Annotated in this window: 22 protein-coding genes, 1 pseudogene and 1 riboswitch; of the genes and pseudogenes, 13 read left to right on the forward strand and 10 right to left on the reverse strand. The window is 61.3% G+C overall.

What is annotated here, in order from left to right; all coding sequences use genetic code 11:
- Window positions 1–21 precede the first annotated feature (21 nt).
- Entirely contained in the window at window positions 22–1,554 is a 1,533-nt protein-coding gene (locus tag Aeroheme_RS01735) for an aryl-sulfate sulfotransferase (RefSeq protein ID WP_411166590.1), read from the reverse strand.
- 88 nt (window positions 1,555–1,642) lie between these two features.
- Window positions 1,643–1,756: riboswitch (TPP riboswitch) on the forward strand.
- 268 nt (window positions 1,757–2,024) lie between these two features.
- On the opposite strand from Aeroheme_RS01735, the gene thiC reads away from it, so the two are divergent.
- Genes thiC through thiH form a run of 6 tightly spaced genes read left to right on the forward strand, consistent with a single transcriptional unit; the run spans window position 2,025 to window position 8,611 of the window.
- The gene (thiC, locus tag Aeroheme_RS01740) at window positions 2,025–4,019 is read left to right on the forward strand and encodes a phosphomethylpyrimidine synthase ThiC (protein WP_411166591.1); all 1,995 of its coding nucleotides are present in this window, start codon (window positions 2,025–2,027) and stop codon (window positions 4,017–4,019) included.
- Window positions 4,016–5,575: a thiamine phosphate synthase gene (gene thiE, locus Aeroheme_RS01745; RefSeq protein ID WP_411166592.1), complete on the forward strand. Its 1,560-nt coding sequence runs from the start codon at window positions 4,016–4,018 to the stop codon at window positions 5,573–5,575. The genes thiC and thiE overlap by 4 nt, the downstream gene beginning before the upstream one ends.
- Window positions 5,565–6,338 (forward strand): HesA/MoeB/ThiF family protein, encoded by a 774-nt coding sequence (locus tag Aeroheme_RS01750; RefSeq protein WP_411166593.1) that lies wholly within the window; start codon window positions 5,565–5,567, stop codon window positions 6,336–6,338. The genes thiE and Aeroheme_RS01750 overlap by 11 nt, the downstream gene beginning before the upstream one ends.
- Window positions 6,335–6,535 (forward strand): sulfur carrier protein ThiS, encoded by a 201-nt coding sequence (gene thiS, locus Aeroheme_RS01755; protein ID WP_411166594.1) that lies wholly within the window; start codon window positions 6,335–6,337, stop codon window positions 6,533–6,535. The genes Aeroheme_RS01750 and thiS overlap by 4 nt, the downstream gene beginning before the upstream one ends.
- 1 nt (window position 6,536) lies before the next feature.
- Window positions 6,537–7,304 (forward strand): thiazole synthase, encoded by a 768-nt coding sequence (locus Aeroheme_RS01760; protein WP_262112935.1) that lies wholly within the window; start codon window positions 6,537–6,539, stop codon window positions 7,302–7,304.
- Window positions 7,305–7,333: 29 nt separating this feature from the next.
- Complete coding sequence (thiH, locus tag Aeroheme_RS01765; protein ID WP_411166595.1) at window positions 7,334–8,611, forward strand: 2-iminoacetate synthase ThiH; 1,278 nt, start codon at window positions 7,334–7,336, stop codon at window positions 8,609–8,611.
- A 152-nt stretch (window positions 8,612–8,763) separates the two neighbouring features.
- Here the strand turns inward: thiH and Aeroheme_RS01770 are convergent, their stop codons facing one another.
- Window positions 8,764–9,675 (reverse strand): LysR family transcriptional regulator, encoded by a 912-nt coding sequence (locus Aeroheme_RS01770; RefSeq protein WP_411166596.1) that lies wholly within the window; start codon window positions 9,673–9,675, stop codon window positions 8,764–8,766.
- Between the two features lie 218 nt (window positions 9,676–9,893).
- Between Aeroheme_RS01770 and Aeroheme_RS01775 the strand changes: the two genes are divergently transcribed.
- A complete protein-coding gene (locus tag Aeroheme_RS01775; RefSeq protein ID WP_411166597.1) occupies window positions 9,894–10,511 on the forward strand; it encodes a LysE family transporter in 618 nt (205 codons plus the stop codon).
- Window positions 10,512–10,674: 163 nt separating this feature from the next.
- On the opposite strand, the pseudogene Aeroheme_RS01780 reads toward Aeroheme_RS01775, so the two are convergent.
- Together Aeroheme_RS01780 and Aeroheme_RS01785 are read right to left on the reverse strand one after the other, a co-directional pair.
- Window positions 10,675–11,067, reverse strand: a pseudogene (locus tag Aeroheme_RS01780) (GNAT family N-acetyltransferase); the annotation flags it as partial.
- Window positions 11,068–11,413: 346 nt separating this feature from the next.
- Window positions 11,414–12,049: a Vat family streptogramin A O-acetyltransferase gene (locus tag Aeroheme_RS01785; protein WP_411166598.1), complete on the reverse strand. Its 636-nt coding sequence runs from the start codon at window positions 12,047–12,049 to the stop codon at window positions 11,414–11,416.
- Between the two features lie 224 nt (window positions 12,050–12,273).
- Between Aeroheme_RS01785 and Aeroheme_RS01790 the strand changes: the two genes are divergently transcribed.
- Window positions 12,274–12,861 (forward strand): penicillin-binding protein activator LpoB, encoded by a 588-nt coding sequence (locus Aeroheme_RS01790; protein ID WP_163135848.1) that lies wholly within the window; start codon window positions 12,274–12,276, stop codon window positions 12,859–12,861.
- Between the two features lie 122 nt (window positions 12,862–12,983).
- On the opposite strand, the gene Aeroheme_RS01795 is transcribed toward Aeroheme_RS01790, so the two are convergent.
- Window positions 12,984–13,400 carry a GNAT family N-acetyltransferase gene (locus Aeroheme_RS01795; protein ID WP_411166599.1) on the reverse strand — a complete coding sequence of 139 codons (417 nt, stop codon included), beginning with the start codon at window positions 13,398–13,400 and terminating at the stop codon, window positions 12,984–12,986.
- Window positions 13,401–13,563: 163 nt separating this feature from the next.
- Between Aeroheme_RS01795 and Aeroheme_RS01800 the strand changes: the two genes are divergently transcribed.
- On the forward strand, window positions 13,564–14,454 hold the full coding sequence (locus Aeroheme_RS01800) for a sensor domain-containing diguanylate cyclase (protein WP_139746187.1): 891 nt from the start codon (window positions 13,564–13,566) through the stop codon (window positions 14,452–14,454).
- Window positions 14,455–14,562: 108 nt separating this feature from the next.
- Here Aeroheme_RS01800 and Aeroheme_RS01805 read toward each other — a convergent pair whose 3' ends face one another.
- Window positions 14,563–15,201 carry an exopolysaccharide biosynthesis protein gene (locus Aeroheme_RS01805; protein WP_411166600.1) on the reverse strand — a complete coding sequence of 213 codons (639 nt, stop codon included), beginning with the start codon at window positions 15,199–15,201 and terminating at the stop codon, window positions 14,563–14,565.
- A 244-nt stretch (window positions 15,202–15,445) separates the two neighbouring features.
- Between Aeroheme_RS01805 and Aeroheme_RS01810 the strand changes: the two genes are divergently transcribed.
- Window positions 15,446–16,042 (forward strand): outer membrane beta-barrel protein, encoded by a 597-nt coding sequence (locus Aeroheme_RS01810; RefSeq protein ID WP_411167208.1) that lies wholly within the window; start codon window positions 15,446–15,448, stop codon window positions 16,040–16,042.
- A 156-nt stretch (window positions 16,043–16,198) separates the two neighbouring features.
- On the opposite strand, the gene Aeroheme_RS01815 is transcribed toward Aeroheme_RS01810, so the two are convergent.
- The 3 genes from Aeroheme_RS01815 to Aeroheme_RS01825 all read right to left on the reverse strand — a co-directional run bounded on the left by Aeroheme_RS01815 (window position 16,199) and on the right by Aeroheme_RS01825 (window position 20,134).
- Window positions 16,199–17,233 carry an acyltransferase family protein gene (locus tag Aeroheme_RS01815; RefSeq protein ID WP_411166601.1) on the reverse strand — a complete coding sequence of 345 codons (1,035 nt, stop codon included), beginning with the start codon at window positions 17,231–17,233 and terminating at the stop codon, window positions 16,199–16,201.
- 172 nt (window positions 17,234–17,405) lie between these two features.
- On the reverse strand, window positions 17,406–18,029 hold the full coding sequence (locus Aeroheme_RS01820; protein WP_392416023.1) for a PepSY-associated TM helix domain-containing protein: 624 nt from the start codon (window positions 18,027–18,029) through the stop codon (window positions 17,406–17,408).
- Window positions 18,030–18,091: 62 nt separating this feature from the next.
- Entirely contained in the window at window positions 18,092–20,134 is a 2,043-nt protein-coding gene (locus tag Aeroheme_RS01825) for a TonB-dependent receptor (protein WP_411166602.1), read from the reverse strand.
- 268 nt (window positions 20,135–20,402) lie between these two features.
- Here Aeroheme_RS01825 and Aeroheme_RS01830 point away from each other — a divergent pair, with 268 nt between their 5' ends.
- Window positions 20,403–20,882 carry a GNAT family N-acetyltransferase gene (locus Aeroheme_RS01830; RefSeq protein ID WP_411166603.1) on the forward strand — a complete coding sequence of 160 codons (480 nt, stop codon included), beginning with the start codon at window positions 20,403–20,405 and terminating at the stop codon, window positions 20,880–20,882.
- 86 nt (window positions 20,883–20,968) lie between these two features.
- Here Aeroheme_RS01830 and Aeroheme_RS01835 read toward each other — a convergent pair whose 3' ends face one another.
- Window positions 20,969–22,027, reverse strand: coding sequence for a porin (locus Aeroheme_RS01835; protein ID WP_289985298.1), 1,059 nt, complete (start codon window positions 22,025–22,027; stop codon window positions 20,969–20,971).
- 218 nt (window positions 22,028–22,245) lie between these two features.
- Between Aeroheme_RS01835 and glpX the strand changes: the two genes are divergently transcribed.
- On the forward strand, window positions 22,246–23,256 hold the full coding sequence (gene glpX, locus Aeroheme_RS01840) for a class II fructose-bisphosphatase (RefSeq protein WP_106885152.1): 1,011 nt from the start codon (window positions 22,246–22,248) through the stop codon (window positions 23,254–23,256).
- Window positions 23,257–23,425: 169 nt separating this feature from the next.
- Window positions 23,426–23,677, forward strand: coding sequence for a YkgJ family cysteine cluster protein (locus Aeroheme_RS01845; RefSeq protein WP_025325492.1), 252 nt, complete (start codon window positions 23,426–23,428; stop codon window positions 23,675–23,677).
- The last annotated feature ends 124 nt before the right edge of the window (window positions 23,678–23,801 follow it).

A 23,801-nucleotide genomic window follows, 5' to 3' on the forward strand; every position in this document is an offset into this window, starting at 1 on the left:
GGGGTGGCGCTACCTTGTCACTTATTGGAAGTGGATATTCTCAAGAGGAATCTGGGTCGCATTCCATGAAGTGTCACAGGGCCTTGGACTAGGATAGCTAAACTCGAAGAGTTTCTGTTTATCCTTGTTGATCCCCTGAATGACGACACGAGTTCTATTGTCGACGGCTGCATAGTTGATCAAATAATCCCCTTGGGTAGACAGCTTGTCCTCGTAAATGCTGGAGCATATATCCGAGTAGAGGCCATCATCAAAGCTCCATGCCATCTGACCAGTTCTGTTCTGACTGTTAATGTCGAAGATGGCGGCCTGGCTGGTAGCGAGATCTATACCGGCAGGGGTACCAAGTGGGTTGTTGAGGCTTCTCAGCCCATTATTGAACAGCATCAGTTGCCCATTCTGGGTTATCGATAGGGCGTGCTGTCCAATGGGTGTCTGACCTGTAGAGAGAGACAAGGCCAGCTTCTGTAGCGATGGATAGGAGTGCCAGTGCTTGGTCTCATCCCCCAGCAACCAGATGATTTTACCCGTGTTGTAATCCAGCTTTACCACGAAGTTTTCGCGGCTGGAGATCAGTAAGGTGTCATCGGCAGGGTCATAGGTAGCGGCATTCATGTGAAACCAGTCCACACCATCTCTGACAAAATTGCTGGGGTCATCGCCCTCTTGCAGCATATATTCAGAGAATATTTTACCGATATCCCATTCCTTGATTACAGTACCATTTCTATCTATTTCACTCAAGAATGACTCTATTTTTAATACCCCGTCGGTAGTGCCGTCCAGTTCAATCAGTACCCCATTCTTGCCTGGATCTATATTGTGATGAAAATAAGCATCGCTACCCATCCTTGTGCCACTGACATTCAAAACACCAGTTTTCCCATATAGAGAAAGAGTATCGATAGCGGTAGCCGCCCCCTTAAAATTCCCTGTCCAAAAAGTATTGTTGATGAAAATTGATGGGTTGGAATTCCTTTTTACACCTGCATCCCAGCGTACTTCACCATCTATATCCATAATAATAGGGGTCTTGAGCTGCCCTTTTAGATAAAAATAACTATAACTTGGTGTGGCGGTTGGCTTGATACTGATGCCAACGTTGTCATAAATACCCGCACTATCAACATAGGTGGCCGTGGGGATCATCTTCTGAAATGAGTAGATGCTGTCATCAATATACTGAATGTCTATCGTGAGCTCATTCAGGTAGTTGTTGTAGAGGCCAAATATCGGAACTTGGACACTGTTACTTGTAGTGTTAAATAGTCCATTGTTGGATAGATAGCTCCAATCATATGTGGCAGAGACAGGCTTGGCAAAATTGCCATCTTTTGTTTTTATATGGAAGGAGATGCTTTTTATCTTACCAGTATCCAGTCCACTCATATTTAATGCCGAAATAAACACTGACGTATGTTGATCATTTTCAATAACCTGTGTCGCAGGGTCATAAGCAGATTGCTCGGCCAGAGTCCTGCTGTCATTGTTACTGTCACATCCATATAAGCCGAAGCAGCACATGCCAAGAATAAGTGTCTTTTTGTGGTTCATAATAAACATCATCCCTATGTTAATGAACAAGGTTCATTGTAGTGAAAAAATCATGGTTGAGTTAAAAGATAGGCCGTATATACTGGCGCACATCTTGTCGGAGTGCTGACCGTCGAACGACGCAAAGCTGAGACCGTTAATTCGGGATCCGTGGAACCTGATCAGGTTAAGACCTGCGAAGGGAAACAAGGGTAACTTGCGAGTTGCCGCGCCGGGGGAGTAGCCACTTCCCCCTTGCCTTGAGGGGGAGCCCCGGGCAAGGGCTGGCGCACAGGAGGGAGGTCGTCCCGCCGCTTGCCCGTCAGGGCGGCGAATGTCCCCGACAAGGGGGACGGGACGGCAGAGCAGGGATGATCCATCCCGCGCTCGCTCCCTCCTGAGAGCGCACCCAGACCGCAAGTTCATCACTTCTCCTCGAACTCCAGACAAGCAAACACCCATAACTTCAACCAGTTAATGTGAGTTTTGCTATGTCTACCTCTTCTGAAAACAGCAAGTCCGTGCCCGCCAGCCGCCGGGAGCAGCGCTCCAGTGCCCAGGCCTTTATCGACAACCTCAAGGGCATGGCCCATCCCAACTCCAGACGCATCTTCATCCAAGGTTCCCGTCCCGACATCCGGGTGGGGCTGCGGGAGATCGTCCTGGCCGACACCCTGGTCGGGGGCAGCAAGGAAGACCCCCAGTTCGAGCCCAACGATCCCGTGCCCGTCTACGACACCTCGGGTGCCTATGGGGACGAGAGTGCCGAGATAGACGTGCGCCGCGGCCTGCCGCGCCTGCGTGAAAACTGGGTATTGGAGCGTGGCGACACCGAAGCGCTCGAGGGTCTGAGCTCCGCCTTCACCCAGGAGCGCCTCGCCGACGAGGGGCTGGATCACCTGCGTTTCGATAATTTGCCCAAGCCACTGCGTGCCAAGCCGGGCCGCCGGGTGACCCAGCTGCACTATGCCCGTCAGGGGATGGTCACCCCGGAGATGGAGTTCATCGCCATTCGCGAGAACATGGGCCGCGAACGGGTGCGCTCCGAGCTGCTGCTACGCCAGCATCCGGGTCAGGGCTTCGGCGCCCGCCTGCCGGAAAGCATCACCCCCGAATTCGTGCGCGATGAGGTGGCCGCCGGCCGCGCCATCATCCCGAGCAACATCAACCACCCGGAAGCCGAGCCCATGATCATCGGCCGCAACTTCCTGGTGAAGATCAACGCCAACATAGGCAACTCGGCGGTCACCTCCAGCATCGAGGAGGAGGTGGAGAAGCTGGTCTGGTCCACCCGCTGGGGCGCCGACACCGTCATGGATCTCTCCACCGGCCGCTACATCCACGAGACCCGGGAGTGGATACTGCGCAACAGCCCTGTGCCCATAGGCACAGTGCCCATCTATCAGGCGCTGGAGAAGACCAACGGCATCGCCGAGGATCTCACCTGGGAGCTGTTCCGCGACACCCTGCTGGAGCAGGCCGAGCAGGGGGTGGATTACTTCACCATCCACGCCGGCGTGCTGCTGCGCTATGTGCCCATGACCGCCAAGCGCCTCACCGGCATCGTCTCCCGTGGTGGCAGCATCATGGCCAAGTGGTGCCTGTCGCACCACAAGGAGAACTTCCTCTACCAGCATTTCCGCGAGATCTGCGAGATCTGTGCCGCCTATGACGTGGCCTTGTCGCTTGGCGACGGCCTGCGTCCGGGCTCCGTCTATGACGCCAACGACGAGGCCCAGTTCGCCGAGCTGCATACCCTGGGGGAGCTCACCAAGATCGCCTGGGAGTACGACGTCCAGGTGATGATCGAGGGGCCGGGTCACGTGCCCATGCACATGATAGAGCGCAACATGACCGAGCAGCTGGAACACTGCCACGAGGCGCCCTTCTACACGCTTGGCCCGCTCACCACAGACATAGCCCCAGGCTACGATCACTTCACCTCCGGCATAGGCGCCGCCATGATCGGCTGGTATGGCTGCGCCATGCTCTGCTACGTCACCCCCAAGGAGCACCTGGGGCTGCCGAACAAGGAGGACGTGAAGCAGGGCCTCATCACCTACAAGATCGCCGCCCATGCCGCGGATCTCGCCAAGGGTCATCCGGGCGCCCAGATCCGCGACAATGCCATGTCCAAGGCGCGCTTCGAGTTCCGCTGGGAGGATCAGTTCAATCTGGCGCTGGATCCCGAAACCGCCCGTGCCTACCACGACGAGACCCTGCCCCAGGAGTCCGGCAAGGTGGCCCACTTCTGCTCCATGTGCGGCCCCAAGTTCTGCTCAATGAAGATCACCCAGGATGTGCGCGACTACGCCGCCAAGCTCGAGGCGGTGGAGATCAAGCTGGTGGGCATGGATGGCCAGCAGGAGCGAGTGGTGGCCGAGGTGGAAAGCGGTATGAACCGTATGGCCGAGACCTTCAAGGAGAAGGGGGGCGAGCTCTACCATCAGGCGGCGGCCCTCAAAGAGGAGCGGGAAGAAGCATGAGCACCAAGCCCATCGTCTGGACCATAGCCGGTTCCGACTCGGGGGGCGGTGCCGGCATTCAGGCCGATCTGCACACCTTGCACGCCCTCGGCGTGCACGGCTGCTCCGTCATCTCCGCCATCACGGCCCAGAATTCGGTGGCGGTGAAGATGGTGGATCCCGTGCTGATGCAGACCTTCTGCGCCCAGATCGACGCCCTCGGCGTCGATCTGCCCCCGGCCGCCATCAAGATCGGTCTGCTGCCGACCCGGCTCCATGTGGAGGTGCTGGCCCGGCGGCTCGATACGTTAAGCGCCCCCTTCGTGATCTATGACCCCGTGGCCATCGCCAGCACAGGCACCCCCATGGCCGAACCCAACATGCTGGCGGCGGTGCGCGAGCACCTGCTGCCGCGCCTCTCCCTCATCACCCCCAACGGCCCCGAGCTGGAAGCCCTGACCGGCATTCCGGCGACCAGCCCTGCGCTGGTGCGGGCGGGAGCGGTGCGACTGCGTGAACTCGGCGCCCGCGCCGTGCTGGTCAAGGGGGGGCACCTTGAGTGGAGCGGGGATCACTGCCTCGACTACTACCAGGATGCGTATCAGGAGTTCTGGCTGGCCGCGCCGCGCCTGGCGACCCGCCACGGCCACGGCACCGGCTGCTGTTACGCCAGCGCCATCGCCGCCGTCCAGGCGCTGGATTACCCGGTGGAAGACGCCATCACCCTGGCTCGTGCTTATTTGCAGCAAGGGCTGGCAGGGGCGCAGGGGGTGGGGGCAGGTCCCGGCCCCATAGCCCATCTCGGCTGGCCAGCGGATCTTGCCCACTTCCCCCGCGCCGTGCTGGCAGGGTCAAGCCTGGATCGCCGCTTTGGTCTCTATCCTGCCAGCGAGGCTCGCCTGCCCGGGGGCCCCTTTGCCGCGACCGAACAGCATCTGGGTCTCTATCCTGTGGTGGATTCGGTGCCGTGGCTCAAGCGGCTGCTGGAAGCCGGGGTCAAGACACTGCAACTGCGTATCAAGGATCTGTCCGCCGACGAGGTAGCACCAGCCATTGCCGAGGCGGTGGCCCTGGGTCGCCGCTTCGGGGCGCGGCTCTTTATCAACGATTATTGGCAGCAGGCCATAGCCGCCGGTGCCTATGGGGTGCATCTGGGGCAGGAGGATATGGGATCAGCCGATCTCGCCGCCATTCAGGCCGCCGGCCTGCGTCTTGGCATCTCCACCCACGGCTACTTCGAGCTGATGCGGGCCCGGGAGCTGGCGCCTTCCTATATAGCCATGGGTCATATCTTCCCCACCAACACCAAGCAGATGCCGTCCCGCCCCCAGGGGCTGGTGCGGCTGCACCACTACCGCGCCCTGATGCAGGACTGGCCCACTGTCGCCATCGGCGGCATAGGCGAGGATCGTGTGGCTGCGGTGAAGGAGAGCGGGGTAGGCAGTATCGCCCTGGTCTCCGCCATCACAGGAAGTGACGACTGGCAGGGGGCCACGGCCCGATTGCTGACGGCAGTGGGGGCCGGGGATCCGGCGCGCTCCGCCATAGCGGTGCAGGAGGTGGCACATGCGCTCTGACGAGGCGTCTCTTCGTGACGAAGAGTATCTGCGCTACGGCAGGCAACTGATGCTGGCCGAGATAGGGGAAGCCGGGCAGGCGCGGCTCAAGGGCAAGTCGGTACTGATCGTCGGTCTGGGTGGCCTCGGCTCGCCGCTCGCCCTCTATCTCGCAGGGGCCGGGGTCGGCACCCTGTGGCTGGCCGACGGTGACGTGGTGGATTCCAGCAACCTGCCGCGCCAGATCCTGTTCGACGGGGAGGGGCTGCGCCGCTCCAAGGCTGAACTGGCCCGGGAGCGGTTGGCGGCTCACAACCCCCACGTCGAGCTGATCGCCATCAACCAGCGTCTCGACACCCATAGCCTGCCAGCCTTCGTGGCCGAGGTGGACCTGGTTGTCGACTGCTGCGACAACCTGGCCAGCCGCCATGCCATCAACGCCGCCTGCGTAGGGCAGGGCAAGCCCTGGATCTCCGCCGCCGCCGTCGGCTGGCAAGGGCAACTGATGGTGCGAAGCGCGCCTGAACATGCCTGCTACGCCTGTCTCTACCCGGCGGACACCGAGATAAAGGAGAGCTGCCAGAGCAGCGGCGTCACTGGCCCCCTGGTAGGAGTGATGGGTTCCCTACAGGCGCTGGAGGCGCTCAAACTGCTGCTCGGGCGCCCCAGCCCGGTGGCGGGCACATTGCGCCGCTTCGATGCCCTGACCCATGAGTGGCAGTGCCTGCAGCTGCCCCCCGATCCCGCTTGCCCGGTGTGTGGCAGCCATAAGGATGACCAATGAAAATTCGATTGAACGATATCGAGCTGACGCTGCCCACCGGCCAGCGCCTGACCGAGCTGCTGGCGGCGCAGGAGATTGCCCCCCAGGGGGTGGCGGTGGCCCTCAACGGCGCCGTGCTGCCCCGCAGTCGCTGGCCAGAGACCCGCCTCAATGACGGGGACGAGATCCACCTTTTCACTGCCATCGCCGGAGGCTGAGATGCTGACCATTGCCAATCACACCTTCTCATCGCGCCTCTTTACCGGCACCGGCAAGTTTGCCCACCCCGAGCTGATGGCGGCCGCCATAGCGGCGAGCGGTTCCCAGCTGGTGACCATGGCCATCAAGCGCCTCGAACCTGGCAAGCGCCACGATGACATCCTGAGCCCCTTGCTGGCCCTCGGAGTCAAGCTGCTGCCCAACACCTCCGGTGCCAAGACGGCCGCCGAGGCGGTGTTTGCCGCCCACCTGGCCCGGGAGGCGCTCGGCACCAACTGGCTCAAGCTCGAGATCCACCCCGATCCCAAGTACCTGCTGCCGGATCCCATAGAAACGCTGAAAGCCGCCGAACAGCTGGTGAAAGAGGGCTTCGTGGTGCTGCCTTACTGCGGCGCCGATCCCGTGCTCTGCAAGCGGCTCGAAGAGGTGGGCTGCGCCGCCGTCATGCCGCTCGGCGCTCCCATCGGCTCCAATCAGGGGCTGGTGACCCGGGAGTTCCTTTCCATCATCGTCGAGCAGTCCAGGGTGCCCGTGGTGGTGGACGCAGGGATAGGTGCCCCCAGCCACGCGGCAGCGGCCTTCGAGCTCGGCGCCGATGCGGTGCTGGTGAACACGGCCATTGCCGTGAGTGGGGATCCGGTCGCCATGGGCCGCGCCTTCGCGCTCGCCTGCGAGGCCGGTCGCAGCGGCTATGAGGCGGGCCTCGGGGCGCGCGGCAGCCAGGCCCAGGCCTCCAGCCCCCTGACCGATTTCCTGGGGGCGTTATGAGTCATGATACGGGCTTAGGGCGAGAGCCAATGGCAATGCCCTCTTTCGACGCGTCCCCCGATTCTGCCGCACTGTGCCCCCCTCTTCCTTTGGGAGAGGGGCTGGGGGTGAGGGGCGAGGCTGACTCGGCTCTTGAATGGGGCGAGCCCTGCGCTCCTCCCCCTCCCAAGGGGGAGGCCGGGAGGGGGTTGGATTTTGCCGACCGCTGGCGCGAGCTGGAGTGGGACGACGTAGGCATGCAGATCCGCGCCAAGACGGCCCTGGACGTGGAGCGGGCGCTGGCCAATCCACGCCGCACCCTGAGCGATTTTATGGCGCTGATCTCCCCGGCCGCCGAGCCCTTCCTGCCCCGGATGGCGGAGCTGGCGGAGCGCCTCACCCGCCAACGTTTCGGCAATACGGTGGGTTTCTACGTGCCCCTCTATCTGTCGAACCTGTGCGCCAACGACTGCTCCTACTGCGGCTTCTCCATGAGCAACCGCTTGAAGCGCAAGACCCTGAATGCCGAGGAGATTGAGCGCGAGTGCCTGGCCCTCAAGGCGCGCGGCTTCGACAGCGTGCTGCTGGTGACCGGCGAGCACGAGACCAAGGTGGGCATGGACTACTTTCGTGAGCACCTGCCGCGGATCCGCCGCCACTTCAGCACCCTGGCGATGGAGGTGCAGCCGCTGTCCGAGGCCGAATACGCCGAGCTGAAAACCCTGGGCCTGGATGCCGTCATGGTCTACCAGGAGACCTACCACGCCCCCGCCTACGCTCGCCACCACCTGCGCGGCAACAAGCAGGATATCGGGTGGCGTCTCGCCACCCCGGATCGGCTGGGGCGCGCCGGCATCGACAAGATTGGCCTCGGCGCGCTGATCGGCCTGTCGCCGGACTGGCGCGCCGACAGCTATTTTGTCGCCGAGCACCTGAGCTGGTTGGAGCGTCATCACTGGCAGAGCCGCTACTCCCTCTCCTTCCCGCGCCTGCGCCCCTGCACCGGAGGGCTGGAGCCTGAAGTGACCATGTCGGATCGCCAGCTGGTGCAGCTGATCTGCGCCTGGCGCCTCTTCTCGCCAACCCTGGACTTGTCGCTCTCCACCCGGGAATCCCCTGCGTTTCGCAACGGCGCCCTGCGCCTTGGCATCACCCAGATGTCGGCGGAATCCCGCACCCAGCCCGGCGGCTATGCGGAGGGAGACAAGGAGGAGCTGGAGCAGTTCGCCATCCACGACGACCGGGCCCTGGGAGACGTGGCCGCCGCCGTGCGGCAGGCAGGGTTGCAGCCGGTGTTCAAGGACTGGGAGGCGTTTTTGGGGAGGTAATAAAGCCAGTTAGCTGGACCACAAGCGTATATAGGTTTCTGGCTGGATATAACAGGATGCATTTAACTTTGTTCATTGCATCCTGTTATTCTGTGTTATCTACAAGGAATGTTTAAATGACAGGTGCGACCACTCATTATTGAATTAGTGGTTTAAAGTATCTCTTTGAGCCTGTCTTTGGCGAATTCCAGAAACCTACTTATTTTATGGGAGCGGGCACTCTCACCTGTGGCCATAAGTGCGACAATGTCAACTTGTGGTAAAGCATATTCTGGGAGTAGCTCTACCAAAGTGCCAGTGTTGAGCTCAGTAATAAGATCCCATTCCGAACGATTGATTATACCCAATCCATCTAGAGCCCACTGCTTCACCACGTCGGCAATATTGCTGGTAAGTGAAGGCGTCACCCTGAGACGACATTCTCTGCCTGATTCGATATGCTGGAAACGCCAGAGGGAAACATCTTCATTATTTTCCCTCAATACGATGCAATCATGCTGATTAGTCATCAGTTGTTCTGGTGTTGTCAGGTCTGGCATGGTGGAAATATAGTCTGGTGATGCACAGAGGACACGACGAGTGGGCGAGATTACCATTCTATAGAGATGTGCCTGGGTTAATTCACCAATATAAAACATGATGTCAGGTTGGAGAGGGGCGTCTGTCCAAGAAGGGCGATCAGACAGGGTAAGATCGATGGATACTGCCGGGTATTGCTGCTTGAATTGGCCAATAATGGGAGACAGTTTTTTCTCACCGAAACCAATAGGTGCAATTATATTGATATGGCCGCACAGGTCATCCTTGGCCGCTCTTAGCGATTCTTCAATTGAGGCCATTTGTCTGATAATTCCTGACCCCATGTCGATCAATATCTGGCCATGCTCGGTGACTTTTAGCTGGCGACCCTGTCGTTCAATCAGAGTAAGTCCAAGCTTTTCCTCGAGGGACCTGAGCTTCTGAGTAACATAAGGTGCCGAAACATTGAGTTGTTTTGCTGCGGTGGAAAAGTTTTTGCAGGCAGCAATGGTAATAAAAAATTTTATATCATTTATAGCCAGCATTAACATCGCCATTAAGTGAGGATTAACAAAATGCTAAATATGAGAAACATGCTACCACATGCTATGTTCTTACCGCAATGCAATAGCATCATCTGTTAATCGACGGTTTGGATTCGGCTCCGCAGATATGCTGACCATCTAAACTAGCCTTAATGGGTTAAATCGATGTGCTATTTGTCGGAGTGGCAGTCGATAAATAGCCATTAAAAGGAGGTATTATGACATCTAGCATCATGCTGGCATTTGTTTTAAGCTGTGTCGCCTTTAGTTTTTCTCCAGGGGCGGGGGCAATTGCGACTATGTCAAGATCGATAGAGGGAGGCATAGTTCAAGCCAGGTACAATATTATTGGTTTGCAACTGGCACTGCTGGTTCACCTCACCATTGTAAGTGTCGGGCTAGGATCCTTTGTGGCATCATCAGAAGTTGCGTTTGATTTCATAAAATATATAGGTGGAGGCTATCTTATTTACTTGGGTGTGATGAAAATAAAAAACTCAGGGAATATCGTGTTGCGTAATACTGAGACGCAAGGCGGCAAGTTAAATAGCTTGGTTAATGGTTTTGTTGTCAATCTAACAAACCCAAAATCCATTGTGTTTTTGGTCGCATTTCTTCCACAGTTTGTCGACGGTTCAGCTAGTGGTCATCAATACACTAAACTCGGTTTTTTCATTGTTTTGGTGGACTGCATCGCAATGTTGTCATATGCATCTTTCTCGCATGTTTTATTGCGATATTTCTCCGAGCCATCTCATTTAAAACGTTTGAATTTAATATTTGGTGCAATATTTATCATGCTAGCAGTGATGTTGTTAATGTCTGGCAGACACTGAGAGGACGATTCAATAGGTGACATCACTGGCCATAGGGGAAGGTGACTTGTGAGGGATGTGGCATGGCCCGGCAGCCAATGAATCACTTCATGGACAACGTGCCGCCTTTTTCAGAGAAGGTTATGGTACTGCAACGCAGCGGCTCTGTTTGGATCTTTTTCTTGGCGGGGATGAGGGAGTACACATGAGCATCCAGAGGTTGGCCATGGAGGAAGATACGATTTTTGGCCCGGCATTCAAAGGTGGCTCCAGCGGCGATGGCGACGGCTTCGCTGGCTGTGTTGCCAACCCCCATCACGATCTCCAGCCGGAATAGTCCCAACCGCTGAAAACCAAAGTCACGCAGCAGGGCGACTGCTTGCCAGGCTATGCCTTGGCCTTGGCGGGATTGGCGCACCCAATAGCCGATGTTGCCGTAGCGATGATGAGCTGCCAGCTGATTGATGCCGGCGCCACCCAGGAGCTGGCCGGTGGCGGCGCAGAAGAGGCCCATATCATAGGCCCGTCCCGCCTCACGATCCTGATCGCAGGTGGCAAACCACCCTAGGCTGTGTTCTCAAAGTGTTCACATTTCATGCGGAGCAATTCTCGGCCATCAACCGGGCCTCTAAAGAGGCTCATTTAGGTGGTTTTGAAGTAAATGAAGGCGGTATTTTTGGAAGAATTGGGCTCAATAAAGTGAGGAGGCCATTTTTCAACCACTTTAGGAACACACCCTAGCGCCTTGTCCCGATTGAATGAGTGGGTGCACCAGCTCATCCAGGTGCCGTCCGTCTCGATGGATTCGTGCGCTGCGCGAACAAACTCATCGGCATCAGCCGGTTGGAAGGGGCGAATCACTATATTGGCATTGGCCAGGGGGGGGGATTTGCATAGTGCTTCCTGCTTGATATTGATTGTTTCTATTGGGCCGCCGCTTCCAGCGCGGCTATCTCCCCGCCGCCAATCAGTTGCAAATTCTGGCTGATCTGCTCCACCGGCCAGTCCCACCAGGCGAGGGCGTTGAGGCGGGCTATGGTGTCGTCGTCGAAGCGGTGGCGGATCACTTTGGCGGGGTTGCCGCCGACCACGGCGTAGTCGGGCACATCCGTGGTGACCACTGAGTGGGCGGCTATGATGGCGCCGTTGCCGACATTCACGCCTGGCATGATCAGCGCTTCATAGCCAATCCAGACGTCGTTGCCAATCACCGTATCCCCCTTGTAGGGGAGGCTGCCAGGTTTGGGGGCTGCGCTCTCCCAGCCGTTGCCGAAGATAAAGAAGGGGTAGGTGGAGAAGCCGGAGTTCTGGTGGTTGGCACCGTTCATGATGAACTTGACCCCGCGGGCGATGGCACAGAACTTGCCGATGATGAGCTTGTCGCCGATGAAGGGGAAGTGGTAGAGGACGTTGCGCTCAAAGCCTGCGGAATCCTCCGGGTCGTCGTAGTAGCTGTAGTCGCCCACCTCGATATTGGGCCCCTTGATGGTGTTCTTGATAAAGCACACCTGGGGAAAGCCCTTCATGGGGTGGGGGTTGGCGGGGTCGGGTCCGTGCATGGGGTGCTCCTCTGGGGTCTGGGCTCAAGCTACCCTAACGGAACCGGAAGGACCCTTGCCACCTTTTTGTACGCCCCGGTTCGCCAGCCTTTGTCGCCCCCGGCCCATGTGCGCATCGACCCGGGGCCGGTTTGTCTCTAGCATGGGAGGGATGCGGGGCTGGTGCTCCGCCCCCACGGGCTTTTGGCGAAGTCCGTCCTGCGGACTTCTGGTGGAGAAAAAAGATGAAGCTGCGTTCCTTGTTGATGGTGGGTGCCCTCTTGCTGGGCGGCTGTGCGGTCAATCCCTATGGAGGCACCCCGGCGCCGGTCGGCGAGCCGGACAAGCCGGTGAGTCAGCCAGAGAAACCTGTGGCCGAGCCCGACAAGGCAGAGCCTGTGCCTGCGCCCGAACCCGTGGCCCCGACCGGGCTGGCGCTCGCCATGGCGGATGCCTTTCTGAAGGCCCCCGAGGTGCAGGCGCTGAGCCAGGATGGCAGCCCTGTGCTGCTGCTGATGGCGCCCCAGAACGGCACGGGGGAGCCCTTCAGTACCCAGCCCATGGCGGTGGCCATGAGCCAGCGCATTCAGGCAAACAGCGGCTTTCGCTTCGCCGATCCGGGCCAGGTGGCGGCCATCACGGGTCAGCTCGAGTACCAGCAGGGGGGCATGAATCCGGCCTCTTTGGTGCGCCTGGGTCGCCAGACCGGGGCCGGCTACATGCTCTACGGGGATCTCCTCTCCGAGGGGAGTCGCTACCGCCTCGCCATGAGCCTGATGGATCTGAAGAGCGGCGAGCTGCTCTGGAGCGGGAGCCGCTCCGCCAGCCGCTGATCCCGCCATCCCGGCCACCGAAAACGCCATCGAGCCTCTCTCGATGGCGTTTTCGTATCAAGGCACCGGGGAGCTGGGGGAGGGCAAGGCGCGCGCCTTGGCGCTCGGCGTCCCCTAGTGCCCTAGTCCCGCCGCTTCTTCAGGAAGTAGGTGATATGCCCGGGCGGCATGTCCGGCAGCTCGCCGAAGACGGCGTAGCCCTGCTTCTGGTAGAAGGGCAGCGCCTGGAAGCTGGTGGTTTCCAGGTGGACATTGATGATGCCCTTGCTCCCGGCATACTGCTCCATGGTGGCGAGCAGGTGGCCGCCCCAGCCCTCCTTGCGAATGCGCTCGTCTATCCAGAGCCAGTCGATGTGCAGCCAGCCCCACTTGATGTCGGCGAGTATGCCGCCCAGCACAAGCCCCTGTTCATCCTTGATAAAGCTGGCTACCTGCTCGCGCAGATGGCTGCCGGCAACCGCCTGGTTGTAGCCTGACAGGCCGATGCGCAGGGCGTCGAGATCCCGCTCAATCGGGGGCAGGGGTGGGGTGAGTTTCATCTAGGGGCCTCCTGGGGCAGGCAAATCCCATTAATATCCAAACGGCATCCACTAGGTCAAGGCTGGTGGCGGTCTGCCACGGCATTCTGGCCGTATGCGATACTGAACGGGTCGTGTATAACAGACGACACAGGGCCCTCCCCGCAGATAAAAAGGAGCACCTATGGCTCTCTCAGTGGCACAACTCTATGAAGTGATGACCCAGTTGCCCGACCCAGTCTTCATCCTCAGTGAAGATGGTCACTACATCGAGTACATAGGCGGGGTGGAGCAGCAGTCATATCAGGATGGCAACCCCCTGATCGGCAAGCGGTTGTTCGATGTGCTGCCGGCAGACAAGGCGTTCTGGGTGATGGAGCAGGTGGCGCGCGCCCTGGCCGGCGGCCAGGTGCAGGTGGTGGAGTACGATCTCTCCCCCGCCGAGGTGGAGGGCATAGATGCCGAGGCGGGGCCCCAGGGGATGCAGCGCTTCGAGGGCAAGATAGCGCCGCTGCCCTCCCTCTACGACGGCAAGCGAGCCGTGGCCTGGATGACCCGCAACATCACCCGCCAGCACGAGCTGCAACTGCGGCTCAAGCGGCTCGGCGAGACGGATCAGCTGACCGGCCTCTACAATCGCCACTTCTTCTTCGATCAATATCACCAGAGGGTGCAGGGCCAGCCGCTCACCGGCCTCATCATGCTGGATCTCGATCACTTCAAGCAGATCAACGATCGCTACGGTCACCAAACCGGGGACAGGGTGCTGTGCCGCGTCTGCGATTGCGTCTCTGCCCAGCTGCGGGGAGAGGATCTGTTCGTGCGCAGCGGCGGCGAGGAGTTTCTGATCCTGCTGCCGCAGATAGACGAGGGGATATTGCTGAAGGTGGCGGAGCGGATCCGCGCCGCTGTGGCGGCCATGGCGCCGGATCCTGCCCCCGTCACAGTCAGTCTGGGCACCACCTTGATCCGGCCGGGGGAGGAGCTCAGCGCCGTGCTGGCCAGGGCGGACGAGTGGCTTTATCGGGCCAAGCGGGGCGGGCGCAACCAGGTGGCCCACGACGGGGATCCCTGAACAGTGCCCTGGCTTGCAACGAACGAGGGCGACCCTGTGTCGCCCTCGTTGTTATCTGTCGCTACCCGGCCTTGGCCAAAGTTTGCCTTAGCGCTTGTCTGCCGAGCCTTAGCCAAACAGGGTCGAGATGTTCTGGCCCGCCATCAGCAGACCTATGGCCAGCACGCTGAACCAGACCAGGGTGGCGCTGACCAGGGCGTAGCCGAGGGCGACGAAGAGGCCGTCCCGTTGCAGCATGCCGATGGACAGCAGCAGTATGGCCCAGGCGGGCATGGCGTTGGTGAAGGGAATGGCGCCGAGCGGCAGCATCAGCAGCAGGGCCGCCAGCATGATCAGCAGGCCGTTGCAGCGATTGATGGCGGAGCTGCCGGTCAGCAGCAGCAGGCGCGGCCGGATGAGACGATCGATGCGGGCCAGCAGATCGGCCCCCTTGTGCAGGGCCGGTTTGAGGTGCTCGGCGGCGAAGCGGCGCTCCATCAGGACGGCAGGCAGCCAGGGCACCCGGTTGAGGGTGATGCCGATACCGATAAAGAGGATCAAGAGCCCAAAGGGCGTGCTGACGCCGGGAATGGAGACAGGCAACAGGAAGGGAACGGTGAGCAGCACGCAAAACAGCAGCATGCCCTGTTCCCCCACCAGAGCCAGCATCTGGCGCAGGCTGATGTGGCTCTCCTCGATGGCGTGGGCGGTGGCCCGCAGGGTATCGGAGAGCGTGCTTTGTGGGTCGTTGAGTTGCGCGGCAACCATTCCTGAGATCCTCGTCCTGTTGACGCCACCGCTGTGGCGACGTCAGCTTACGTGGCAGAGGTTAATCCCAGATGAATAATGTGAGCCGGCGCAAACTTTGATGGAATAGAGAGGGCTGGGAAGGGGGGCGGGTCGCCAAAAATGGGGCGATACAGCCCCCGTCAAGGGGCGGATGGAACAGGCTCTGATATGCTTTTGACGCAATCCATGCAACCGGGAGAAGAGCGTGACGCGAGCGATGATGATGCTGCTGGGACTGTGCTTGCCGCTGACGGCCTGGGCGGCCGAGTCCGCCGCCTCGGGTTGGCAGCTGACCCCTTTCCTGGGTTACAGCTCCTCCATCGACTTCGAGACCATGGATGAACCCGCTCCCACGCCACACTCGACCGGCATCGACTCACTGCAAGGGGAGAGCTCGGGCAACTGGGGTCTCTTCATCAGCCGGGAGGTGGATGATCCCGGCATGGTGGAGCTGCTCTACAGCCATCAGTCCACCCCCATCTCCCCGGATCAGCCTGACAGGCTGACGGTGGATACCCTGCACTTCGCCGGGGCCCTCACCCTCTCGGACAACCTGATGGCACCCTATCTAGGTGCCGGGATCGGGGTGACCCGCTTCGATGCCTACGACAGCGAGACGGCCCCCTCCATGTCCCTGGCGCTCGGGGTGCAGCCGCGCCTGGGGGAACATCTGGCGCTACGGGCCGAGGTGCGCGGCTACGGCTCCCTGCTCAATGACGACAGCGCGTTTCTCTGCAACCCCGAGGTCTGCGCCTTCAGAGTGCGGGGGGATCTGCTCACCCAGTGGCAGGCCAATATCGGCTTGACCCTGAGGTTCTGAGCCCGCTTTCCGGCCCGGTTTATGGGATGCCGAAGGTGATGCGGCTCAGGGGCTCGTTGACGTCAAACAGCTTGAACTGCACCGCGCTGGCGCCCATGGCGAGCACCCTCTGCTCGCCTGCAGGCTCGCTGGCCGCAGCGGCCAGCGCTAGCCCCCTCAGCGAGCCCGCAGCAGCCAGCCACTGATCCGGTTCGTCGCCAGCAGCCGGCAGGCGAGCAGGGAGAGCACCAGCAGCACCGGCACCTTCACCAGCTCCCACCACAGCAGCTTGCCCTGGGGGCCGAACACCATCAGCCAGACCACCAGCATCATGTGCAGGCAGTAGAGACCCAACACTTTGGGGGCCTGGCGTTCCAGCCAGCTGCCCTTGCCCCAGTTTGGGTTTGCCAGCAGCAGGCCAAAGAGGCCGAGTGCCCAGGGCAGGGAGCCCAGCAGGAAGTCGTGACGGTTGAGGGGCACGGCGGCGAAACGCAGCAGGCCCGCGGCCTCCAGGGCATAGAGACCCATACCCGCCACCATCAGCAGGGCGCTGCGCCGGGCATCGGGTTGCCAGCCACGCAGGCGCAGCTCGGCACCAAGGGCCACGAAGAGGAGCGAGAAGAAGGGGCCGTTGCGGGTCAGCAGGGCCCACTCGCCCCCTAGCAGCGAGCCATAGGAGCCGCCGATCAGGGCAAGCCCGTAGAGCAGGGCGCCCGCCACCAGGGCCAGTCGGGGCAGACTGACCTGCCAGCAGAGGGCCAGCAGCAGAACGGCCAGCATCAGGGCGGGCAGGAACCAGAGGTGGATCATGCCGCCCACCCACCAGGCATTGAGGGGATCCCCCAGCTGCATCTGCCACTGGCCCGCCATGGCGGGCAGATAGCCTTCCGTCATGGCCGCGACCGGGTTGAAGGGCACCAGCAGATAGACAAGGCTCCAGGCCAGCCAGAGCCCCAACAGGGGGCGGCAGTAGCGCAGCGCCACCGCCATAGGCTTGCCTGCGGCCAGGGCGGGTTGCAGGAAGTAGCCGGCGCACAGGAAGAAGAGCGGCACCGCGAAGCGGCACAGCTGGTTGATGATGGTCCCGAGCCAGAGGTAGGGGGTGCCGTCCCAGAGGGTGGGATCGAACGGATTGCTGAAGGGGGAGAGGTGAATGGTCATCACGGCCATGATGGCCAGGACTCGCCCGCACTCGATGCTGGAGATGCGCATTATGGTTTCCGACGGCTGAAACCCGGCACCCTAGCAGCCGGGTACATGCCTCTTCCAGCCAGGGGGTCGCCAACTGTGACCCCCATCGGTAGCCGGTTACCCTTTGTTACCCTGGGGGAGGGCAGGGTTACCCCGGGTGGGAGGCGGATCCCGTTTTGGTGTCGGTAAAGCCCTAGAGCAGGGCGACCAGCGCCGTCGCGATGGCGCCCGTCAGCAGCAGGGCTATGCCACGGCCGGCCGGGCCGTGCAGCTTGTTCCACATCAGCAAACTGGTGAGGGCCAGCAGCAACATGGAGAGCGCCGCGAGATCGCCAAACAGCTGCCAGGCCAGGCCGGTACCCATGCCGCGATGCAGCCGGTTGAGGCTGGCGGCGACGTTGGCCCGCTGCAGCTCGGTCTGCACCAGCAGGGTGCCTTCCACATAGCTGGCGGCCAGGCTCTGGCTGAGGGTAACGCCGCGCAGCTCCCATTTGGCCGGCAGGGTGAGGGGGCCTGTGGGGGTGGGCAGGGTCCGGGCCGGGGTGATGCTGAGTCGCCCCTCCTCCAAGCCCTCAGGGTAGTGCTGTTGCAGCAGGGCTTTCAGGGCGTCCGGGCTCGCCAGCGGCGCGGCCAGCGTTATCTCCTCGCTCGACTTTTCGGTGTGGGGGCCGGGCAGAGGCAGCACGGCCCTGTGCTGGAGCCAGAGGCCGGTCAGGCCGTAGAGCAGCATCAGGGTGAGGGTGGCAAAGCCCGCCCAGGCGTGGATGCGGCGCACCCACTTGTTGTTGTGAAGGGGGAGTCTCTTGGGTTTCTTCATGGTGGCGCGTCATAAAAAACTGGCCAGCAGAGGCTGGCCAGTGGGGCTGTGGGCAAGGGGGTTCAGAAGCGGTAGGCGGCGGTGAGATTCAGCTGACGGGGGCTGCCTGGCATGATCTGGGCCGCGCTGGTGGCGCTGACGAAGTAGTCGTGGTCGGTCAGGTTCTCCACGCTGAGCTGGGCATCCCACCGGGACCAGCGGTAGCCGGCGCGGGCGTCATAGCGGGCGTAGCCGGGCAGCGTGGTGGTGTTGGCGTTGTCGGCGAAGCGATCCCCCACCGCCGTCACCCCGGTTTCCCCATACCAGCCCTGCTGGCCGTTCTGGTAGCCGGCGAACAGCTGACCGTTCTCGCGGGAGACGTTGCTCGGCCGCTTGCCCTGCAGATCCGCGTCCGCCTTGACCTGCTCCGCATCCTGGATGGCGATGCCGCCGTGCAGGTAGAAGGCGTCGGTCAGCTGGGCGCGGGCGCTCAGCTCTATGCCGTCGGTGCGTTGCAGGCCGGTGAGGATCACCTTGGTGGGATCCAGCGGATCCTTGCTGCGCTTGTTGTACATCTCCAGCCGGTAGAGGGAGAGGGTGGTGGCCAGGCGACCGTTCAGCCAGTCACTCTTCACGCCCCCCTCGTAGAGCCGGGTGTGCTGGGGATCCAGCTTGTTGTTCTTGTCTCCCGGGGTGATGCCGATCAGCTCCCCGCCCACAGGGGTGAAGGTCTTGCTGTAGGAGGTATAGAAGGCATGTTCCTCTATGGGGTTCCACACCAGGCCGAGGCGTGGGCTCAGGCTGGTGACCGAGAGGGTCTCCTCCTTGTCGAGGTCGTTGCGGCGGCTGGTGACGGTGAACGCGTCCCGACGCAGGCCGCCGAGCAGGTGCCAGTCACCCAGGCTGAGCTGATCCTGCAGATAGAGGCCGACCCCGCGCACCCTGTGCCTGGCGTCGCTGGAGAGCTTCATGGTGCCGTTGTAGCTCGGCAGTGAGCCGGGATCGTACAGATCGCCCGGGGGGATAGGGGTGGCGTTCTGGTAGAGCTTGGGAGTGCGCTCCTGCCAGCCCTGCTCCAAGCCCACCAGCAGGCGATGGGCGACGGGGCCTGTCTGCAACTGGCCCTCGGCCTCTGTGTTGCTGGTGAGGCTGTTGGCCTTGAGATCCTGCTGCCAGCGGGCACGGGTCACCTTGTCACCCTTGACCGCGGTGACATAGGTGTTGTCGAACTGGCTGTCGAGGCTGGTGTAACCGAGCTGCTGGCGCAACTGCCACTGATCGTTGATGTCCCAGCTGAAGCGGGATCGGGTGGACTGGGCCAGATCGTCGATGAAGTCCCGGCTGGTGTCGCTGTAGACGCTCTCTATGGGGACGTCGGCGGGACGGCCATCGACCCCGGGGATGCCGCGATCCGGGGTGCGATCGTGCTCGTTGCGCTCGTACTGCACCAGCCAGTTCAGGCTGTCGCTTATCTCCCAGTTCACGGCGGGGGCCAGCAGGGTACGCTTGCTGGTCACGTCGTCACGAAAACTCTCCTTGTCCTCCTGGGCCAGGTTGAGGCGCAGTTGCACCCGCTCCCCAGCCTCGGCGTTGAGGTCGGCGGCGAAGCGTCGGCTGTCGAAGCTGCCGACCCGGGCGCTGACGCTGGATGCCTGCCCGCGCTGGGGCGTCTTGCTGACTCTGTTGATGATGCCCCCGGTGCTGCCACGGCCGTAGAGCACGGCGGCCGGCCCCTTGAGCACCTCGACCCGCTCTATGTTGCCAAGGTCGCGGGTGTACTGCATGTCGTCCCGCAGGCCGTCGAGGTAGAAGTCGTTGCTGGCGTTGAAGCCACGGATATTGACGCTGTCGAAGCGGGTATCACCGCTGGCGTTGACCCCGGGGATGCCGGTCAGGGCCTCGCTCAGGCTGGGCTGGCCGTAGGCGGTCAGCTCGCTGGCCGGGACGCTCTCTATGGTCTGGGGCACCAGCTTGGCCGGGGTGGCGGTGCGGGTCGCGGTGGCGACTTCTTCGTGCTGGCTGCGTTTGCCGACCACGGTCAGGGTCTCGTCTTCGGCGCGGGAGCTGGCACAGAAGGCCAGCAAGGCGACGCCCAGCAGGGCGCGCGGGGAGTTGGGGTTATGCATCTTGGTGTGACTCTTATCGACCTGTTGGCCTGAACTTATTGATTTATTTGTAGTTATTGGTGTCTCTCGTTTCGAGAGGGCGCTAATGATATTGATTTTCATTTGCCTTGCAAGGGAAAGATGTAAGAAAACTACATCGATGGAAATGGGCGCAGTCAGACGGCACCGGCCGGGTTCATGCCCCGGTTTGGAGATGGGTGAGCGGCGGGGTTACCATGGCCAGAACGCGCCATGGCGCATCACTGATGGAACAGGAAGGGAGAGGGACATGGCAGAGATCATCAGGGCGGATCTTCATAACCGGCACCATGGCGAGGCGCTGGTGGCGCTGCTCGACGCATACGCCAGGGACGAGATGGGCGGCGGCGCCCCCCTGGCTGACGAGGTGAAGTCCAATCTGGCGCAGGCCCTGGCGGCGAGAAGTGGTGCCCATGTGCTGCTGGCCTGGGTGGATGACCAGCCGGTCGGGGTAGCCACCTGCTTCGAGGGGTTCTCGACCTTCGCCTGCCTGCCCCTGCTCAATATCCACGATCTGGCGGTGCACCCGGCCCATCGCGGCCGCGGCATCGGCAAGGCGTTGCTGGCCGGGGTGGAGCGGCTCGCCCGGGAGCTCGACTGCTGCAAGCTGACCCTGGAGGTGCTGGAGGGCAACAAGGTGGCGCAGGCCGCCTACAAGGCCAGCGGTTTCGAGGGCTATGAGCTGAACCCGCAAGTGGGCCTGGCCCTGTTCTGGCAGAAGAAACTCTAGCCTCTGTGGTTCAGCCCCAAGGTGGGAGGGGAGAATGAAAAACGGCGCGCAGAGGGATCTGCGCGCCGTTTTGTCTGGGGCCTGAGTTAGAAGTCGTAACGGGCCGCCAGCTGGAAGTCATCCTTGGTGTTCAGCTTGCCGCTGTCATTGCTGTCCAGGTTGTTGATGCGGTACTCGCCGATGACCCTCAGGTTCTTGTTGAACTTGTACTGGGCACCCAGGGTGTAGTAGTCGATGGAGTCGTAATCGCTCTTGCCGCTCTGCTCCACCTTCTGCTTGTTCCACAGGGCCATCAGGCCGAAGCCGCTCTCGAAGTTGTAGCCCAGGGCCCCTTCCCAGCCGGTGTGATCCTTGCCGGTGGCCAGGAAGTCGCTGCCGTCGGCGTAGCTCAGGGCGGCATAGACGGCCTTGTTGTCGAACTTGGCGGAGATCAGCCACAGCTTGGCATCCTCTTCACCGCTCTTGTCGCGGATACCCACGTTGTAGGCGGTACCCAGGGCCAGGTTGAACGGGAAGGTGTAGGCCAGGGCGGCGCCGTAGGCGGCATCGCTGTCCTTGCTGGTGGTCTCTTCGGTGTCACCGCCGTCGAACTTGTAGCTGGTATCGACCTGGAAGCCGTTGAACAGGCCGGAGTATTTCAGCACAGAGCCGGCACGGTTGGTGGCAAAGGTGTCTGTCTTGGCACCGAGGGCGTCGTTGCCGTAGCCGTCGGAGAGGGAGACGTCAGTCCAGTCGGCCAGCAGGCCGGGGGCCCCCTTCTGGCGACCGAAGGTGACATTGCCCCAGTCGGCGCCCACACCGGCGAAGGCCAGGCGGGTGCGCATGTTGTCGGAGTTCTCGCTGACGGTCTTCTCGCTGTCATTGACGTAGATCTGCAGCTCATACTGGGCCAGGGCCTTGAGACCCGGGTTGATCTCGCTCTCTACCTTGGCGCCCAGGCGGACGAACTGGTTGGCGCCCTGCTTGTCGCTGTATTCGTTCTTGATGTCACCATTGGCATCCAGCTCCTTCTTCTCACCGAAGAACTGGCCGGCGTAGATGCGGCCATAGAGATCGAGCAGAGTGGAGTCATTTTTATAGACTTCGACGGCTTGAGCCTGGAAGGCGGCGGTGAGAGCCAATGCTACTACTGTCAGCTTTTTCATCATGATCCCTTGTGTTGCAAGCTTCTGTTTTAAAAGACGGGGCCATGCTAGGAGGGGCAGATGACAGCGGGGTGACCGGGGTGTGAACAAAGCGTGGCGGTTTCATGTCAGCGGGATGAAAACCGCGATTTATGTGGCGAGCCGCCACTTTTGCGCGCAAAGGTTTGCCCTTGTGGTAGAATGCCGCCCGTTTTCGAGCTCCTAAGGTTGGATATGCGATGAGACGTGAACTGGCAATCGAATTTTCCCGAGTGACGGAAGCGGCTGCACTGGCTGGCTACAAGTGGCTCGGACGTGGTGACAAGAATATCGCCGATGGCGCGGCCGTTGCGGCCATGCGTCACATCCTCAATCAGATCCAGATCGATGGCGAGATTGTGATAGGCGAGGGGGAGATCGACGAAGCCCCCATGCTCTACATCGGCGAGAAGGTGGGCACGGGTCAGGGCGACGCCGTGGACATCGCGGTCGACCCCATAGAGGGCACCCGCATGACTGCCATGGGGCAGTCCAATGCCCTGGCCGTGCTGGCCGTGGGCGACAAGGGTTCCTTCCTCAAGGCCCCCGACATGTACATGGAGAAGCTGATCGTGGGTCCGGGTGCCAAGGGTGCCATCGATCTCGATCAGGCCCTGGAGCTGAACCTCAAGGCCGTGGCCAAGGCGCTCGGCAAGCCCCTCTCCCGCCTGACCGTCATCACTCTGGCCAAGCCGCGTCATGACAAGGCGATCAAGGAGATGCAGGGGCTGGGCGTGCGGGTGTTCGCCATCCCCGACGGGGACGTGGCCGCCTCCATCCTCACCTGCCTGCCGGACAGCGAAGTGGACATGCTCTATGGCATCGGCGGCGCCCCTGAAGGGGTCATCTCGGCGGCGGTGATCCGCGCCCTGGATGGCGACATGCAGGCGCGCCTGGTGCCCCGTCACCAGGTCAAGGGCGACAGCCCGGAAGTGCGAGCCCTGGGCGAGCAGGAGATTGCCCGCTGCCAGGAGCTCGGTATCGATGTGACCAAGGTGCTCAAGCTGGAAGATCTGGCCAAGAATGACAACGTCATCTTCTCGGCCACCGGCATCACCAAGGGTGATCTGCTGGAAGGCATCACCAGCAATGGCGTCATGGCGACCACGGAGACCCTGCTGATCCGCGGCAAGTCCAGAACCATCCGCCGTATCAAGTCGATCCACTTCCTGGATCGCAAGGACAGCGTGGTACGCGACATCATTCTCTGATGAGAGTGGGTTGAACCTGCTGCAAGATGAAAAGCCCGACCGCTGCTGCCGTCGGGCTTTTTGTTGCCCCTGCGTCGGGGCCGGACTATTTCGAGGGACAGGACGGATAAGGCTAAGGGGAATCGGGGCCCTTTGATAGACTGCTTCGCCATGCACAGGAATGCATCATATGGAATGTCGTCAAGGTTGCGGTGCCTGCTGCACAGCCCCCAGTATCAGCAGTGCCATCCCCGGCATGCCGGAGGGGAAGCCGGCTGGCGTTCCCTGTGTTCAGCTCGACCAGTGGCTGGGCTGCAAGATCTTCGGCCAGCCCGAGCGTCCTGCGGTGTGCAGCAGTTTCAGGCCCATGCAGGATGTGTGCGGCTCGCACCGCCAGGAGGCCGTCTGGCTTATCGGCGAGATGGAGCGGCTGACGGCCTAGGCTAGTCAGGACCCCTCATCCCCAGCCCTTCTCCCGCTTATTTGAAAAGAAGAGGAGAAGGGGGCGGAGAGACATCCCGAACCAACGCGGGGCAACCCGGAATAGAAAAAGGCCGCAATTGCGG

Source organism: Aeromonas sp. DSM 116730 (assembly GCF_046581335.1).
In the GTDB taxonomy this organism is placed as follows: Bacteria; Pseudomonadota; Gammaproteobacteria; order Enterobacterales; family Aeromonadaceae; genus Aeromonas; species Aeromonas rivipollensis.

Excerpts from the sequence above, each read along its gene's own strand:
- Aeroheme_RS01735 (WP_411166590.1), bottom strand. The coding sequence starts at position 1,554 with ATGAACCACAAAAAGACACTTATTCTTGGCATGTGCTGCTTCGGCTTA.
- Aeroheme_RS01750 (WP_411166593.1), top strand. The coding sequence starts at position 5,565 with ATGCGCTCTGACGAGGCGTCTCTTCGTGACGAAGAGTATCTGCGCTAC.
- Aeroheme_RS01770 (WP_411166596.1), bottom strand. The coding sequence starts at position 9,675 with ATGCTGGCTATAAATGATATAAAATTTTTTATTACCATTGCTGCCTGC.
- thiC (WP_411166591.1), top strand. The coding sequence starts at position 2,025 with ATGTCTACCTCTTCTGAAAACAGCAAGTCCGTGCCCGCCAGCCGCCGG.
- Aeroheme_RS01835 (WP_289985298.1), bottom strand. The coding sequence starts at position 22,027 with ATGAAAAAGCTGACAGTAGTAGCATTGGCTCTCACCGCCGCCTTCCAG.
- Aeroheme_RS01785 (WP_411166598.1), bottom strand. The coding sequence starts at position 12,049 with ATGCACGGACCCGACCCCGCCAACCCCCACCCCATGAAGGGCTTTCCC.
- Aeroheme_RS01790 (WP_163135848.1), top strand. The coding sequence starts at position 12,274 with ATGAAGCTGCGTTCCTTGTTGATGGTGGGTGCCCTCTTGCTGGGCGGC.
- thiE (WP_411166592.1), top strand. The coding sequence starts at position 4,016 with ATGAGCACCAAGCCCATCGTCTGGACCATAGCCGGTTCCGACTCGGGG.
- Aeroheme_RS01760 (WP_262112935.1), top strand. The coding sequence starts at position 6,537 with ATGCTGACCATTGCCAATCACACCTTCTCATCGCGCCTCTTTACCGGC.
- Aeroheme_RS01825 (WP_411166602.1), bottom strand. The coding sequence starts at position 20,134 with ATGCATAACCCCAACTCCCCGCGCGCCCTGCTGGGCGTCGCCTTGCTG.
- glpX (WP_106885152.1), top strand. The coding sequence starts at position 22,246 with ATGAGACGTGAACTGGCAATCGAATTTTCCCGAGTGACGGAAGCGGCT.
- Aeroheme_RS01830 (WP_411166603.1), top strand. The coding sequence starts at position 20,403 with ATGGCAGAGATCATCAGGGCGGATCTTCATAACCGGCACCATGGCGAG.
- Aeroheme_RS01805 (WP_411166600.1), bottom strand. The coding sequence starts at position 15,201 with ATGGTTGCCGCGCAACTCAACGACCCACAAAGCACGCTCTCCGATACC.
- Aeroheme_RS01800 (WP_139746187.1), top strand. The coding sequence starts at position 13,564 with ATGGCTCTCTCAGTGGCACAACTCTATGAAGTGATGACCCAGTTGCCC.
- Aeroheme_RS01795 (WP_411166599.1), bottom strand. The coding sequence starts at position 13,400 with ATGAAACTCACCCCACCCCTGCCCCCGATTGAGCGGGATCTCGACGCC.
- Aeroheme_RS01815 (WP_411166601.1), bottom strand. The coding sequence starts at position 17,233 with ATGCGCATCTCCAGCATCGAGTGCGGGCGAGTCCTGGCCATCATGGCC.
- Aeroheme_RS01845 (WP_025325492.1), top strand. The coding sequence starts at position 23,426 with ATGGAATGTCGTCAAGGTTGCGGTGCCTGCTGCACAGCCCCCAGTATC.
- Aeroheme_RS01775 (WP_411166597.1), top strand. The coding sequence starts at position 9,894 with ATGACATCTAGCATCATGCTGGCATTTGTTTTAAGCTGTGTCGCCTTT.
- Aeroheme_RS01820 (WP_392416023.1), bottom strand. The coding sequence starts at position 18,029 with ATGAAGAAACCCAAGAGACTCCCCCTTCACAACAACAAGTGGGTGCGC.
- thiS (WP_411166594.1), top strand. The coding sequence starts at position 6,335 with ATGAAAATTCGATTGAACGATATCGAGCTGACGCTGCCCACCGGCCAG.
- Aeroheme_RS01810 (WP_411167208.1), top strand. The coding sequence starts at position 15,446 with ATGCTGCTGGGACTGTGCTTGCCGCTGACGGCCTGGGCGGCCGAGTCC.
- thiH (WP_411166595.1), top strand. The coding sequence starts at position 7,334 with ATGGCAATGCCCTCTTTCGACGCGTCCCCCGATTCTGCCGCACTGTGC.